15 protein-coding genes are annotated in these 13,989 nt (G+C 65.3%); 5 read left to right on the top strand and 10 right to left on the bottom strand.

The genetic code is table 11. From position 1 onward, the window contains the following. Nucleotides 1-33: 33 nt before the first annotated feature. The 5 genes from ACQY5A_RS25255 to ACQY5A_RS25235 all read right to left on the bottom strand — a co-directional run bounded on the left by ACQY5A_RS25255 (nucleotide 34) and on the right by ACQY5A_RS25235 (nucleotide 6,075). Nucleotides 34-1,155, bottom strand: coding sequence for a spore photoproduct lyase family protein (locus tag ACQY5A_RS25255; RefSeq protein WP_428342972.1), 1,122 nt, complete (start codon nucleotides 1,153-1,155; stop codon nucleotides 34-36). Next, nucleotides 1,152-2,108, bottom strand: a complete 957-nt coding sequence (locus ACQY5A_RS25250; protein WP_428342970.1) for an acyl-CoA dehydrogenase — start codon at nucleotides 2,106-2,108, stop codon at nucleotides 1,152-1,154. The genes ACQY5A_RS25255 and ACQY5A_RS25250 overlap by 4 nt, the downstream gene beginning before the upstream one ends. Beyond that, on the bottom strand, nucleotides 2,105-2,812 hold the full coding sequence (locus ACQY5A_RS25245; protein WP_428342969.1) for a glycosyltransferase: 708 nt from the start codon (nucleotides 2,810-2,812) through the stop codon (nucleotides 2,105-2,107). The genes ACQY5A_RS25250 and ACQY5A_RS25245 overlap by 4 nt, the downstream gene beginning before the upstream one ends. After that, nucleotides 2,809-4,170, bottom strand: a complete 1,362-nt coding sequence (locus ACQY5A_RS25240; RefSeq protein ID WP_428342968.1) for a PIG-L family deacetylase — start codon at nucleotides 4,168-4,170, stop codon at nucleotides 2,809-2,811. Before ACQY5A_RS25240 ends, ACQY5A_RS25245 begins: the two co-directional genes overlap by 4 nt. A gap of 222 nt (nucleotides 4,171-4,392) precedes the next feature. After that, entirely contained in the window at nucleotides 4,393-6,075 is a 1,683-nt protein-coding gene (locus ACQY5A_RS25235; protein ID WP_428342967.1) for a cation:proton antiporter, read from the bottom strand. 464 nt (nucleotides 6,076-6,539) lie between these two features. Here ACQY5A_RS25235 and ACQY5A_RS25230 point away from each other — a divergent pair, with 464 nt between their 5' ends. Then, the gene (locus ACQY5A_RS25230) at nucleotides 6,540-6,917 is read left to right on the top strand and encodes an STAS domain-containing protein (RefSeq protein WP_428342966.1); all 378 of its coding nucleotides are present in this window, start codon (nucleotides 6,540-6,542) and stop codon (nucleotides 6,915-6,917) included. 47 nt (nucleotides 6,918-6,964) lie between these two features. Here the strand turns inward: ACQY5A_RS25230 and ACQY5A_RS25225 are convergent, their stop codons facing one another. The 4 genes from ACQY5A_RS25225 to ACQY5A_RS25210 all read right to left on the bottom strand — a co-directional run bounded on the left by ACQY5A_RS25225 (nucleotide 6,965) and on the right by ACQY5A_RS25210 (nucleotide 9,589). Continuing rightward, nucleotides 6,965-7,438: an SRPBCC family protein gene (locus ACQY5A_RS25225; RefSeq protein WP_428342965.1), complete on the bottom strand. Its 474-nt coding sequence runs from the start codon at nucleotides 7,436-7,438 to the stop codon at nucleotides 6,965-6,967. An 8-nt stretch (nucleotides 7,439-7,446) separates the two neighbouring features. Then, nucleotides 7,447-8,364 carry an NADP-dependent oxidoreductase gene (locus tag ACQY5A_RS25220; protein WP_428342964.1) on the bottom strand — a complete coding sequence of 306 codons (918 nt, stop codon included), beginning with the start codon at nucleotides 8,362-8,364 and terminating at the stop codon, nucleotides 7,447-7,449. Between the two features lie 40 nt (nucleotides 8,365-8,404). Then, complete coding sequence (locus tag ACQY5A_RS25215; protein WP_428342963.1) at nucleotides 8,405-8,920, bottom strand: SRPBCC family protein; 516 nt, start codon at nucleotides 8,918-8,920, stop codon at nucleotides 8,405-8,407. Between the two features lie 144 nt (nucleotides 8,921-9,064). Then, entirely contained in the window at nucleotides 9,065-9,589 is a 525-nt protein-coding gene (locus tag ACQY5A_RS25210; RefSeq protein ID WP_428342962.1) for a hypothetical protein, read from the bottom strand. A 318-nt stretch (nucleotides 9,590-9,907) separates the two neighbouring features. On the opposite strand from ACQY5A_RS25210, the gene ACQY5A_RS25205 reads away from it, so the two are divergent. Continuing rightward, a complete protein-coding gene (locus tag ACQY5A_RS25205; protein WP_428342961.1) occupies nucleotides 9,908-10,744 on the top strand; it encodes a GAF and ANTAR domain-containing protein in 837 nt (278 codons plus the stop codon). 131 nt (nucleotides 10,745-10,875) lie between these two features. On the opposite strand, the gene ACQY5A_RS25200 is transcribed toward ACQY5A_RS25205, so the two are convergent. Continuing rightward, a complete protein-coding gene (locus ACQY5A_RS25200; protein ID WP_428342960.1) occupies nucleotides 10,876-11,247 on the bottom strand; it encodes an STAS domain-containing protein in 372 nt (123 codons plus the stop codon). A 192-nt stretch (nucleotides 11,248-11,439) separates the two neighbouring features. On the opposite strand from ACQY5A_RS25200, the gene ACQY5A_RS25195 reads away from it, so the two are divergent. From ACQY5A_RS25195 to ACQY5A_RS25185, 3 genes are all read left to right on the top strand, one after another. Further along, entirely contained in the window at nucleotides 11,440-12,648 is a 1,209-nt protein-coding gene (locus ACQY5A_RS25195) for an MFS transporter (protein WP_428342959.1), read from the top strand. Nucleotides 12,649-12,703: 55 nt separating this feature from the next. Then, nucleotides 12,704-13,525, top strand: a complete 822-nt coding sequence (locus tag ACQY5A_RS25190; RefSeq protein ID WP_428342958.1) for a serine hydrolase — start codon at nucleotides 12,704-12,706, stop codon at nucleotides 13,523-13,525. Nucleotides 13,526-13,632: 107 nt separating this feature from the next. Further along, the gene (locus ACQY5A_RS25185) at nucleotides 13,633-13,989 is read left to right on the top strand and encodes a DUF732 domain-containing protein (protein WP_428342957.1); all 357 of its coding nucleotides are present in this window, start codon (nucleotides 13,633-13,635) and stop codon (nucleotides 13,987-13,989) included.

Raw genomic sequence — 13,989 nt, 5'->3', positions numbered from 1 at the left:
CAGGTCCCGCGGCCGCACTCAGTTCAGGTGAAGTCAGGTCCAGTAGAGCGTTCGCGCTGCGGGCAGCGTCGACGCGAGTTCGGTCGCGAACCATGAGCGCAATTCGGACATGGTCTGCTTCGGGTACACGTATTTAGCGGAGCCGTACTTGCCGAACTTGCGCGTCCGCGCCGACTCGTCCATCTCGAGCTTGGTGTGCGGATACCAGCCGAGCAGCACGTCCTTGCTCGCGGGGGTGAAGCGGTGCGTGATGCATTCGACGGTGAGATCGAGGTCGGGGACGTCGGTGACGGCTTCGGCGACGTTTTTCAGCAGGGCTCGGTAGCCGTCGCGCCAGCCGGGGATCGGCATGATCGGCGCGATGGTCAAGCCGATGGGGTAGCCGGCGAGTGCGAGCTTGCGCAGCGCCGCGACCCGCCGCGGCAGGCGAGCGGTGCCTCCCTCGAACCGTCTGGCGATCTCGTCGGCGTTCACGGACATTCGCACGCGGGTACGGCCCGCATGTGGCAGGTCGAGGAGCGTCGCGACGTGGTCGAATTTCGTGGTGAAGCGTAAGCCGACTGGCGCGGTCCACTCATGGGTGCCGACGTGGGTGATCGTCGCCGACAGTGAGCCGGTGACGTGCTCCAGCGCCAGTGGATCGGTGTAACACGACGCCTCGAATGTGGTTCCCTCGTCGGCTCTTTCGGCCGAGGCCGAGGTAATGGTTCCGCGGCCGACATGATCGTCCATTTCCGCGAGTATCTCGGGCAGGTTCGCGTACACGCGAGTGATTGGCGGCCCGGACAGCGAACCCGCGAGATAGCAGTACTGGCAATGTGCGGGGCAGCCCTGGGCGAGGTCGATGCGCCAGTCCGCGCTCGGCGGGATCGGCTGGAGACGACGCTTGCTGGGCGGCGCGACCACCACGGCGAGCGTGCGCTTGGCGAGGGCGTAGGCGGCGCGATCGTTGTCGGCCCCTAGCGGCGGCAACCGGTCGCCGGGCAGCACCCGGATATCGGCGACACCGGCGGCCTCGCATCGCGCGACGATGCTTGCCCCGTGGGGCAATTCGAAAGCCGATCGCGTCACCAGCACGCGAGCCGGCGTCCACAGCGTTACCCGTTCTGATTCAGGCGGGAACTCCGAAGACGCTGAGAATGTGGTCGTCGTCATGATTCCGCTGTGAGCGCGCGCGTCCCCGCGAGCTGCCCCAATTCGGCCAGGTCTCGCTCGGCGTGGCTTTGGCGAAGGTAGACGGTGAGGTCCGCGACCCGCTGCGCGTGGCCGTTGTCCTGGCAGAGCGGTCCGGGTCCCAGGGCGCGGCCGGTACGTATGATGGCCTCGTCGGCCGCCCGCTCCACCACCGCCCGAACTCGACGAGCCAAGAGCTGGCCGGTTCCGTTGCGGTCCAACGGATCCCGGTCGATCTGTGCCGCAGCCACGTCAAGCATCGATTCCCCGGCCGCCAGCGCGGCGTCGACGGCTCCGAGGTGGGCGAGTGTGTGCGCATCAGCGGCCCCGTCAGCGGCACGACGGTAGAGGGGCTCGGCCACCCGTCGAGCGCCGCCGAGCCAGCAGGCGGCCACCCCGATTGCGCCGTGCCAGAAGCCAGGTCGCTCGAGGTAATCGCCGGGCTCGCCGACGGCGACCGCGGGCGCATCGGCGAACTGCACGGCGCGGGTGTCGCTGCCGGCCATCCCGATGTTGGACCATGTGCTGGGCAGCGGCGTGACGGCGCCGCCATCGATGGCGACTGCAAAGAGACCCCGACTCACGTCGTCCAGGGCGGCGGTGACGAGCGCGTGACTGCACAACCCAGCACCCGAGCACCACTGTTTGACACCGTTGAGCGTGAACGCGTCGCCCCTGCGGGTAGCGACGACCGGAGCGTCCCGGGACTCAGCCGCCCAAACACCCCACAACTGATCGGTATAGGGCGGCTTGGCGCCCAGCTCGTCGAGAATGGCGACCGCATCGAGGTGGGCTTCGGCAATCCGGCCCGCGACCACGTCCTCCTCAGTCAGCGCGGCGAGTCGCCGCCAGCGTTGGGCGGTGTGTCCCGAGCCGGGCAAGGGCAATTCAAGCCGACCGGAGCCGAGCCAATCCTGCACGAGGTGAGCTGTCATGACCGATCGCCGGACCCGAGATCCGAAAGGTAGCTGGCGAATCCACCGTCGACTCGCGACTGCGTGCGTGCCGACGTCGTGACGTTGGTCCGATGTGTCGTCATCCAGCGTATGGTGCGCGCCTTCACGCGGTTGACGAGGTCGAGGTCCTCGTGCAGCGACACCGCCGCGAAGCCGCCCGCCTGCGCGTAGGTACTTGCCCGCAGACCGAGGTTGGCACCGTGCACATGATGGTGCCCCTCGGTCAGTTCGTGCCTCTGCCGCCAAATGAGATCTACTTCTGGATCCAGTCCGGCCGGCGTGACGGTTCCGATGACGACATCGAAACCCGCGTTCGCCAAGTCGAATTGGGTGGCGAGCCAGGTTTCGGGCACCGTGCTGTCGGCGTCGGTGTTGGCAAGCCACACCTGGTGGTCGGGAATGCCTGCATCGCGAGAGCGTGCCATCGCATCGGTGGCGCCCAGATGGCGGGCCGCCCCGACTCGTCCGACGTTACTGTCAATCGAGCGGTAGCCATAGCTGGTGACCAGGGCACCGGTCCGGTCCGCACACCGATCCAGGATGACGACGGCATCGCAAGACAGACAAGGATATTCGTGCCAAAGGTGACCAATCGATGCTCGGATGCTCTCCAGGCACGATGCGATGTGGTCTTCCTCGTTGCGGGCGGGCACCACAATCGCCATGTGGCGTAGACGGCTCATTGGGTGCCTGCGCATTCCCGGTAGACCGACACCGGTTCACCCCACACCTGGATTGTCAGGTCGGCGTCTTGGTAGCCGGCCCGGCGCGGCAGGGCAAAGATCGCGGCCGCCTGGGCGTCGACGGTCGGCCCATCCAGGGGAATGTTCTCAGTCGGAGCAGACCAGTTCGCGATGAGTATCTCGCCGTGCGGGCGCAACTGCCGACGGGCCGCCCGTAGAGTGGCCAGGAGTTCGGGGCCGTCGAGAAAGTAGGCGACCTCGGAAAGCACGATCAGGTCGAACTCGCGGTCGGGAATGTCGGCGGGGGCTGCCCCGAGCAGCCATTCAACGGTATCGGGTCGTGCGCGAGCGACGTCGAGCGCCAGTTCGCTCGCGTCCATTCCGATGACCTGGTCGGCGCGCAATCGCAGCTGGGCGGAGAGTTGCCCGGTGGCGCAACCGATCTCCAAGACAGTCGGATAGTGCTGGCGGCCCAGGCAGGCGAGTGTGATTGCGAGCCGCCGCTTTTCGTATTCGGACACGTCGAGGCGCCACGGATCTGTCGCGCCGTCGCCGAGCATGGTGTCGAAGGGTGCGGCTATCTGCGCTCGCGAACGATGCGCGCCGATGTCACCCGCGACGCGTGCGGCGAGATCTCGCGGCAGCGGGACGACAACGGTTTCCATGACCCGTCGGGCTCGGACGACAACCGCGGGTCCGACGACGGGATAGCCATCGGGTGATGCGAGCTGGCTTGTATAGCAATCGATTGCGGCAGACTTCGCCGCCAGCGCCGACAGCGACGGCGCCAGCGTGCGGAGCCGGTCCCAGTCGATATCGTCGGGCTTGGCCCAGTGCCAGAGCCAGATCGGGTACTGCAGTAATGCCGCGTCACGTTCACGTGCCACGGCCTCGGCCGACGACGCGACCGCCTCGTGGTCTGAATGTCCGTCGCATTCGATCGGCGCTATAAGTAAGGTGCGTGCGTCGACGAGTTCGAGGAGCCGCTCGCCCATCTCACTCACGGCGTTGTGCAGCTTCCCGTCCGGCAGGTTCCACCAGACCGTTTTGACGTGCGAACCCAACGTCGAGATGGCGTGCTCTGCTTCGATGCGGCGCTCGGTGGAAGCGGGTCCGCGGCCGCCGTGGGTCGCGATGACGACGGTCACTGTGGCTGCGCTGCCGGCCATGTCGGCCAACGCGCCGCCCAAGGCCAGCGTCTCGTCGTCGGGATGCGGCGCCACCAGCACGACGTGGGGATACCGCTTGAGGACGGCGTCGAGACCCAGCCGCGGGACGCCGTCCCAGCGGGCGTCGAGGAGCCAGGTCGGCTCGTCGGTTCCGTTCTCCCGATGGGTAAAGGGTCGCGCGTCGGGCATCCGATCTTCTCCGGCTTCGGTCGATGTGTGGCGGATCGAGCCTGGTCGGAGTCGTCAGCCGCGACTGGGCCAGCGAGGATACGGCGGTGCGGACGAGGCACGCCGCGTGCGCGGAAAAGGCACGACTCCGGGACTTCGGCTTTGGTCACCCGCGGGGCTGGCGTGGTGAAATCCAATGCCGGGTAAATACCCGCTTCGTGGCGATCCAATCGCGGCCAGATGTCACGGTCTGCTGAATGTCAGCATGCCCTCTTCGTGGTCGAGTGCCCGCCCGAGGGCGCGCAGACCCTGATCGGGAAGCATGCCGGCGTCGCGCCAGCGCACCAGTTCGTCGCGTTGGGCATCGATTGCCGCGCGGCGCATTTCCAGAAGTGCCTCGTCGTTGGGAAAGGCGGGGACGTCGTCGGTGTCGGTTACTTCGAGCACGTCGAGTTGTTGCTGCCGAGATTTCAGCCGAGTCGAGAGTTGGGCACGGACGGTGTCGATCGCCTGTCGCTCAATCGTGCTGTCGCTCTGCTGATTCAGCGCGTCCATCCGGTCGATTGCGGCCCGGATTGCGGCGATGCCGGCCAGTTTGCGCAGCCGCGACTCGTCGGCCGGCTTGGCGCGGATACCCAGGGCACGGGCCAGGGGGGCGAACGTGAGACCTTGTCCGATCAGCGTCACCAGCACCACCACCAACGTGCAGAACAGCAGCAGGTCCCGGTAGGGGAACGGTGCACCGGTTTCGGTCACCAATGGCACCGTGAAGATTGCGGCGAGGCTCACGACTCCCCGGGTGCCGGCCCAACTCAGCACGAACACCTCGCGCCCGCTGAGTCTCTGCAAGTCGCGGTCGCGTGCTGCCCGGGTTGGGACGGAAACCGGGGAGTCATCGAGATCAGGGCCCGAAACATCACCGAGACGGGTGTGCAGCGGCCGGGGTAGCAGCTGAGTGACCAGCAACCACAGCGGGCGCATCAACAGCACCACCGCGAGGGTGGCACCCACTGCCGCCAGGATTGCCGATACCGGAAAAGCATTGAGGCCCTTGATGATTCGCGGCAGCTGCTGGCCGATGAGCAAGAACACGAAGCCTTCGAGGAGGAAGTTGGTCAGCCGCCAGACGGCACGCGTCTGCAACCGGCTCGCGCCGGACTCCGAACGCGGCAGATCGTGTCCGACGATCAAGCCGCAGACCACCACCGCCAGCACACCGGAGGTGGACACCTCCTCAGCCGAAAGATAGGCGACAAACGGTGTGGCGAGGGAAACCGCGTTGGCGGTCAAGATGTCGGATGTCCAGCGGCTGACCAGACGCCGCAGGACGGCGATTGCCGCACCCACCGCGAAGCCCCCCGCAGCGGCCAACAGGAATTGCCCAGCTGCCCACGGCGCGGAAAAGCCGCCCCCGCTGGCCGCAGCGATCGCCACGGACAGCGTGGTCAGCGCCGTCGCGTCGTTGAGCAGACCCTCGCCCTCGATCAGGGTGATGATGTTGGCCGGCAGTCCGACCTTGCGCGCGACGGCGAGCGCTGCCACCGGATCAGGGGGCGCCACCGCCGCTCCGAGTACGGTCCCGACCGCGAACGTTGCGCCGCCGACCAAGAGGGCGAACGCGACGCCGACCGAACACGCCGTCACCAGGACGAGAGCCACCGACAGGCTGATCACCGCGCGCAGGTTGCGCCGAATTTCGACGAGCGACGACTCCAACGCCGCGTAGTAGAGCAGCGGGGGCAGGATGCAGTACAGCGCGGCGTCGGGGCGAAGCTCGATGTTCGGTCCCGGCAGAAACGCATAGGCGATACCACCGAGGGCCAGCAATGCCGCGCTGGGCAACCCGGTGCGTTCAGCGATCCGATGCACCGCCACGATCACAGCGACCGCAACCAACAGCAGTACCAGACCCAAATGCAAACTCACGGCTCCATCATCCCGGCATCGCGGTGTGAGCGGCGGTCTCAGGGCGAGTTCGTGGGGTTTCCGGACGGGGCGCCGGGGTACATCCACTCCGGGCCGTGCGCTCACCGCCCCTAATAGATCAGGCACCGGAGGCGGATATGGACAACGTGGCTCGAGTGCGGCACGCGTCAATGCGGGTCGCGAAAGTGCAGCGCCGCATCTGGTTGCTCCAAACCATTTTCTGGCCCGTCGTCGCAATCGGCGGCCTCGTCACCGCTTTCGCGGTCGGTAGTTGGGCATGGCGCCGGCGTACCACGGCGGGCCGGGCGAACGATGTCGTGCTCGCGTCGACCAACGGTTCTGGCCCGACAAAGCCGGCCGAGGGGCGATTGAATAGCGCCCCTGGTGGGAATCTCTCCCGTTGATCAGCGGGCCGCCGCCGGTGGCTGGATCTCCGTCGCATCGAAGCGGGAGGAGTGCACGGGTTGCCTGACAAGACGTCCCCGCTGACGTTGGCCGAGCGAGACGAGGGCGACGCGGTCGTGCTGTCCGCCGAGGGCATCGTTGACATGGCCGCCGCTCCGGAGCTGACGGATCAGATCCGCGCGATTCTGCGCCGCCGACCAGCAGCATTGGTGGTAGACCTCAGCGGGGTCACGTTCCTGGCGACCGCCGGCATGAGCGTGCTCATGGAGGCCGACCGCAAAAGCAAGGAACTGGCCATTCCGTTTCGGGTCGTAGCCCAAGGGCCGGTGACCGTCAAGCCTATGCAACTTCTGGGTATCGACGACCTTTTGGCCATCTACCCGACCGTGCCCACCGCACTGGATGGCGTCTCGCCGACTGGCACATCTCCCGCCTAAGTTCCCCGAAAAGCTTGGCGGCCTGAGGAATTGGGGTAGCCGTTGAGTTAGCGGGCCGCGTACCGATTCTGCAGCTTTTCCAGGGTGGACTCGATCCCGGTCACATTGAACTTCGTGGCCCCGATCAAGTGGTAGTAGCCAATCGCATTTTTGATCGGGCCGGCGTCGTGGTAGTCGAACGTCTCGGTGACCCGCGTCGTCGTCGGCGAAAGTGCGTGGAACTGCCAGCGCCAGTGGTGGCCCACCGGGTGACGCCACTCAACCAACTCGTTCGGTTCGAGCGCGGTCACCGTACTGGTGATGCGATACGGCACGCCCAGCACTTTCATGTGCGTCGAAAACTTCGATCCCACCGAGAGTTCTTCAGGCATGGTGATGTTGGCCAGGACGGTCCCCGAACCGTCCAGTTCGTGGTGGCGACGTGGATCGGCCGCCATTGCGTAGAGCTCTTCGGCCGGCGCAGCCACCTCCACTGATCGCGAGATCCGGCGCGGGCCAGTGTCGACGATATTGACTGTCACGGTGTTCCTCAGCTGACCTCGATCACGACTTTGCCTCGCGCGTGGCCGATCTCGACCGCTGCGAGCGCATCCGCCGCCTCATCGAGCGGCCGGACGTCCTCCACGTGCGGGTCCAATTTATCGTCGGCGACGAGGGCCGCGACGATCTCCAGTACGCGGCCGGTCCCATCGCGTTCGATGAAGTGTCCGCCGAACTCGGCAACAGAAGGATCGCCGGCACTGATCAACTTGCTGTGGTCGGTGACCAGGCCCGCCACGGCCCGCAGGCCCTCGCCGCCGGCCAGATCGAGTATCGCGTCGACGCCGCCCGGAAGGATTTGCCTGATGCGCTCGTCCACACCGTCGCCGTAGGGCACCAAGGTGGCGCCGAGGGTTTCCACCACCGCGCGCTTGTCTTCGCTCGCGGTCCCGATGACGTTGATGCCGAAGTCCCGGGCGATCTGCGCGGCGGCGACCCCCACCCCACCGCCGACGCCGTTGATCAGAAGCGTCTGGCCTTCTTTGAGATCGAGTTGGGTGACGCCGTCGTAGGCCGTGGCGGCCGCGACGGGCAGCGTGGCGGCGTCGTTGAACGACACCTGGGGAGGCTTGTGGGCAGCGGCGCTGGCGGTGACGAGGGTGTACTCGGTGTAGCCACCCGAACCTGGCGCCACCGATCCGAAGATCTCGTCGTTCTCGGCGAAACCCTCGACGTCTCTGCCGACTTCGCGGACGACACCAGACACCTCCTGACCGAGTACGCCGGGCAGATCGCTTGCTGCGGCGGCACCGAGCATCCCGGACCGAATTTTCCAGTCGACGGGGTTCACGCCGGCGCTGCGGACTTCAACGAGAAGCTCGCCCGGCATCGGGGTGGGCATCTCGAGGTCGAGGAACTCCTGCACGTCAGGACCGCCATTGCTGCTGTATCCGAATGCTTTGACCATTCGCGACGCGTACCCGGTCGCGGGATGGGTAAACCGGGCCCTAACTCGCGACACCTTCTGCTGCGTGTTTGAGCGCGTCCAAGGTCTTACGGATGTTGGCGCGTTGGAATTCAGGGAACGTCTTACCCGAGGTGACTATCCGATCGAACACCGCGACCACCGGATCGGGCCAGGACGTCCTATCGTCGTTCCACGTTTCGGTGACCCTGGTAGTGCCAGGGGCGGTCGGCTCGAATCGATACTCCCACGATGCATTCGCGCTGCGGATCCGCGGCTTTTTCAGCCCGATCGTGTGGACCGTGAAGGCGAAGCGTCGGCCCGGGTCGGCGGCGGTGACCGTGCACCGAGTGATCCAGGCGGCCCGGCCGCGCTTGTTGCGACCCTCGAACGTCATGCCCACGAACGCGGATCCGTCTTCCGCCGGGTTCAAGATCGTCGCTCCGCGGTTCTCCGGACTCCAGTCCGGCATCCGGGTGGGGTCGCTGATCAGCCGGTAGAGCTGGTCTGCGTCCGCATCGATGTCGACGGTGTCGGACACCGTCAGGATTCGAGCCATGCCAAAGCCTCCCTGTCGGATGTTGGTCGGAAGGGTACCCGGGGCGCCACAAAAGCCTATCGCGCGGCTTGTTGGGACGGCCTGAACATCAACGACGAGCTTCGATGCAGCTCCGACTCTGTCCAATGGCCATGCGCCGCATAGTCATTCGGGCGGATACATCCAAATCAGCTCTGTGATGTCAGTGACGCCAAACAGCAGGATGTTGTCGGTGTCGCGCATGAACAGGGTTTCGGATATCACGCTGCGGACCGGAAAGCCTTCGGCGTGAAGCCAGTCGACCATGGCATTGCCGGCGGTGCGCAGCGTGGTGACGCAGTCCTCTGGCGGCGTTGACCAATGGACGTCCATCAGGGCAGGCAGACCGTACCCGGTCAGCGTGACACCGGGCCCGTGGCCCAGCATTCTGGCGAACGCGGGGTTGTGGTAGCCAACGATGCCGTCGAGTCCGGTGCCGAGCATGGGCACCGGCAAACGGTCCAGCAGAGCCGACGCGGGAAGGGCACAGAGGTACTGGTCCGCACCGCTCGCCTGGGCTCGGCGGCGCCGATCGTTGCTGCGCACCTCGGGGGTCGCGCACTCGGCGTGGCTGTCGCCACTGCTGCGGGCGTTACTGAGCGCAGTGGGCTGGGACGAGGAATTCGCGGAAAAGTCAGGTGAAGTGGCCAATCGGGACCCCGGGTTCGAGACGATCACCGTGCGCGTCGAGTTTCGGCGTCCGATGCGCCTCAAGTCCACGGCTATGCCACGGCGGCGGAACTCGTACCCGATCCAGCTTGCTTTTCGAGCCAACCTGAATTTACTTGATCCGGGCCATGCGCGGGAAGAGAGGCCTTTCGCAGGCGATCAGACATGGAGGACGGACCCCATCCTGCGTGAGGTTTGATCCGAACCACTTAGCGGAATCGCGGACCGCTGCCGGGTAAGGACGCGTTGAGTGGGTATTCATAGCATTTGAATTGCGGCGACGAGGAGAGGTGAATCGGCGTGACGGAGTTTGATGCTCAGGCTCAGCGCCGGCCGCCTGCGGAGTCGGAGCTGAATCCCGAGCAGGCCGCCGCCGACGACATGGATCTGGCGAAAGGCATGCACGGGTTGTCGGCGATGGTTTCGGCCGGGCGGAGCCTCGAAGTTGTGCTGCGCGAAGTGGCACAGTTCGCGTCGCGAGCGATCCCTGGTGTTGACGGTGCCGGCGTTGGTGTGACGCTGATCAAACCGGTTGGGGCCACCATGGGGATTCAGGCGTGGGCGGCGACCACGGCGGTGGTGCGCGAGATCGACATCATGCAGTACGAATTGCTCAACGAGGGGCCGTGCATCAGCTGCATGCAAGTCCGCCGGGCGGTGGTCAGTGGTTCGCTGGGCGCCGATGAGCGATGGTCGCGGTTCGGCGCCCGGGTCGCCCGCTTGGGGGTTGCGTCAGCGCTGGCCTTGCCGCTTTTGATCGACGGGCAGGTGGTGGGCTCGATCAACGTGTACGCCCGCGGCAAGGACGTGTTCGGCGAGCATGCGGTGCGGTTGGGGTCGGCGTTTGCGCAGCCGGCAGCGGTGTCGGTGTACAACACTCAGTTGCTGGTAGCGGCACAAGAACGAGCCGAAAATCTGCAGCGCGCGCTGGTCAGCCGCAAAACGATCGATCAGGCGATCGGCATCATCCGGGGCCGTACCGGAATCAGCGACGACGAGGCGTTCGACCGGTTGAAGCGCATCAGCCAGACCGAGAACACGAAGCTGGCTGCAGTCGCTGCACGGATCGTCGAGGAGTCGGTACGACGGGCCCAGAGTCGGCGAAGCAGCCCAATTGCCGACTCAGAGCACGCCTAACCATCGGTCATTCGCGATCGTTGCGAGGTCGAGGTCGAGTTCGGTCGGATCGGAGTCTCGTCGAATCGAGTGGGCCGATAGTGCTTGAGAAGTGACAACGGTGTCGGCGACGGGATGTCGCGCGCCGCTGGTCATCGCGATTGGTCTGACGTTCGTTCTCGAGTCGGCGGTAGATCGTGCACGCTTCGCGGATGGGCGGCCAGGAAGGAGATGTAAGCGAAATACTGCATCGCCGCGTGAATTGAGTTCGCCATAGGCAAGGCGTCGGCTTGTCCGCTGACCCGCAACACGCGCTCGACTGCGCTGCTCGCCACCAGAATCCACGGCAAATCGAGCCCGCGACAGGCTTTTTCAACGGCGTTGAGCAATGAAATACCCTGCACAGCAAAAAACTCCACATCACGCGTGTCAAGAAGTAGGGCGTCGCCCATCAGCGCCGAGCGGACGGCGAATGCGGTGACGTGGTCGATGTCGCTGGCGTCGATCTCTCCGCGAAAGCTCACCACCGTGACCGGCTGGCCACGCCCAGGCCGGCTGCGTTTTCAGCAGTCTCTCGGAAACGCCCCCGCGTACCACTTGTCAAACGCTGGTGTGAGATCGGCAGGTACCTCGCTGAGACCGATCTGCCGGCAGGTGAGCCATCTCATGCGTCACGCATTGGACACGCTAGGAGGCAGTTTCTTACGGTTCAAAGCGTGACGGATGAGCGCGCATGGACAGGCCACACCCGTGGCTCGGCGGCCTACGGACGGCTGCTCGCGGCGCTGTTCTGCGCTGGCATCGCGACTTTCGCCCAGCTGTACTCGCCCCAAGCCGTATTGCCGCTGATCTCAGCGGATTTGAATGTCGGCGCGGCCAGCGCCGCGCTGACGATCTCGGCGTCGACGGTGGGTCTCGCGATCGGCGTCATCCCGTGGTCTGCGCTGGCCGACCGCATCGGCCGGGTGAAAGCGATCTCGATTTCCGTGACCGCCGCCACCCTGGTGGGAGTGTTGGTGCCCTTCGCCCCGACGTTCGTGCTGCTGCTCGTCGGACGCTTTGTCGAGGGCTTGATGGTCGGCGGCGTGCCGGCTATAGCGGTGGCGTACCTGACGGAAGAAGTAGATCCCGTGCACGCCGCACGGGCGGCCGGGATATTCGTCGGCGGCACGACGATAGGCGGACTGCTTGGCCGCCTCGTGTCCAGCCCGATTGCGGAGGTGGCCGGTTGGCGCGTCGGCGTCTTCACCGTCGCGGTGATCTGCGGGATCGCGGCCATGGGTTTCGTCAGGCTGGCGCCCGATCCGCGCGGATTCACGCCTGTGCTGCGTCACAACGCGAATCCTGAAGGCAGCCTTGGCCATCGGCTCGCCGCAAACTTGCGCTCACCGCGGCAGTTGGTGCTGTTCGGGCAAGGATTCCTGCTGATGGGTGGATTCGTAGCGCTGTACAACTTCCTCGGTTTTTATCTGACACGCGCGCCGTTTCACCTGGCCCCCTCTGTCGTGAGCCTGATGTTCCTCGCGTATCTGGCCGGCACCTGGGCGTCGTCGCGGGCGGGTGCCGAGGTCACCCGCTTCGGTCGCAAACGAGTGCTCCTCATGTCGGTGGCGATCATGCTGCTAGGTATCGCAATGACGTTGAGCAGCAATGTGATTGCGGTCCTGATCGGTCTGGTGGTGGCCACCGCTGGGTTCTTCGGCGCACACTCCACCGCATCCGGCTGGACCGGCCAAGCGGCACCGCTAGGAAAAGCCCAAGCTTCATCGCTGTACAACCTGTTCTATTACGGCGGCTCTAGCGCCGTCGGATGGTTGGGCGGCGTGGCCTTCGATGCCTACGGCTGGACGGCGGTTGCCGCGACGATCGCGGCGTGTGTCGGCGCCGCTGCGGCGCTCGCCGCCCTGTTCCTGCACGACAGCTAGGCGCCCGATACTGTCGAGGCAACACAACCACGTCCGACCAGCTCAAGGGCTAGAGGTGCTCCAGCAAGCGATCGACAATGCCATATCCGCGAGCACCGACGTCGACTGGGCGATTTCCATTCGCGATGCGTCGGGCCGCGAGTTGGCCGACAGCAACGCCGACCGTGCGATGAAGACGGCGAGCGTCGGCAAGGTTCTTCTGCTCATCGAGGTCGCCCGACAGCGTGACGCGGGTGAGCTCAGCGGCGCCACCATGCTGCGTCGGGAGCCCGACCTCATGATCGCTGATTCCGGTCTCTGGCAACATCTTCAGGTCGACAGCCTGTCGGTGGATGACCTCTGCGTCCTGATCGCCAGCGTCAGCGACAACCTGGCGACAAATGTCGTCCTCAAGAAGGTCGGCCTTCCGGCACTTCGCGAACTGAGCGAATCTCTCGGATTGGTCCACTCGGGGTTACTCGACTACGTGCGTAATCACCGCGGCCCGGATAATCCGTCGACGCTGTCGACCGGGTCAGCGTCGGAGTTGTCGCGCCTGATGGGTCAGCTCTCGCGCGACGAGCTGATTTCTCCCGTCGTGTCAGAACAGGTGAACACCTGGCTGGCAACAGGAATGGACCTGTCCATGGTCGCGTCTGCTTTCGGCCTCGACCCGCTGGCGCACGTGCCGACCGATCGAAACATCTTGATTAGGAACAAAACTGGCTCAGATCCAGGCGTTAGGGCTGATGTCGGGACCATCCAGCAAGCCACCGGGCGATACTCCTACGCTGTCATTGCCAACTGGGATGCCGCGAATGCGGAGCCCCTCGAGGTGGTGCTGGCCGGAATGAACAGCATCGGCGCGATACTGAGGTCGGCCGCCGAAAGTGAATAGACGTGGAATTGCGGTCGAATCAGGACGCGCCAAAGCGGCCCCCCGTCTATTCTGCAGACCTGAAGTTGCACAGCTACGCGTCAATTCATTCGAGAAAGCGAACCCAGATGACCCCTCGTCGCGCGCTCACCAGACTGGCCTTTCTCGCGATGGCCGGTTCCGCATTGATGGGTAGCACCGGAATTGCGAATGCCATCACTCCGCAAGACAATGCATATCTCGCGAAGCTCAGTGCGGTCGGGCTGACGTGGCCTCCTACCACCGAAGAGGCGCTCATCGGTGAGGCACACCTCATCTGCTACGACCTCACGTGGGGTTGGCAGCCCCAGCAGATCGCCGACGACATTCACGACCACCTGAACAAGAGGGGCGTCACGTTACTAGATGTCGGCACGATGGTTGACGCGGCGCACAAGACTTACTGCCCCGGAAACGTCTGCGACGCCCCCACTCTGTGCACCTAA

This window comes from Mycobacterium sp. (genome assembly GCF_965277065.1).
Classification (GTDB): Bacteria; Actinomycetota; Actinomycetes; order Mycobacteriales; family Mycobacteriaceae; genus Mycobacterium.
This window is presented reverse-complemented; position numbering and strand designations above follow the sequence as displayed.

Coding starts and splice junctions, on each gene's coding strand:
- ACQY5A_RS25255 (WP_428342972.1), bottom strand. CDS start 1,155: ATGACGACGACCACATTCTCAGCGTCTTCGGAGTTCCCGCCTGAATCA.
- ACQY5A_RS25250 (WP_428342970.1), bottom strand. CDS start 2,108: ATGACAGCTCACCTCGTGCAGGATTGGCTCGGCTCCGGTCGGCTTGAA.
- ACQY5A_RS25245 (WP_428342969.1), bottom strand. CDS start 2,812: ATGAGCCGTCTACGCCACATGGCGATTGTGGTGCCCGCCCGCAACGAG.
- ACQY5A_RS25240 (WP_428342968.1), bottom strand. CDS start 4,170: ATGCCCGACGCGCGACCCTTTACCCATCGGGAGAACGGAACCGACGAG.
- ACQY5A_RS25220 (WP_428342964.1), bottom strand. CDS start 8,364: ATGGTCAAAGCATTCGGATACAGCAGCAATGGCGGTCCTGACGTGCAG.
- ACQY5A_RS25215 (WP_428342963.1), bottom strand. CDS start 8,920: ATGGCTCGAATCCTGACGGTGTCCGACACCGTCGACATCGATGCGGAC.
- ACQY5A_RS25185 (WP_428342957.1), top strand. CDS start 13,633: ATGACCCCTCGTCGCGCGCTCACCAGACTGGCCTTTCTCGCGATGGCC.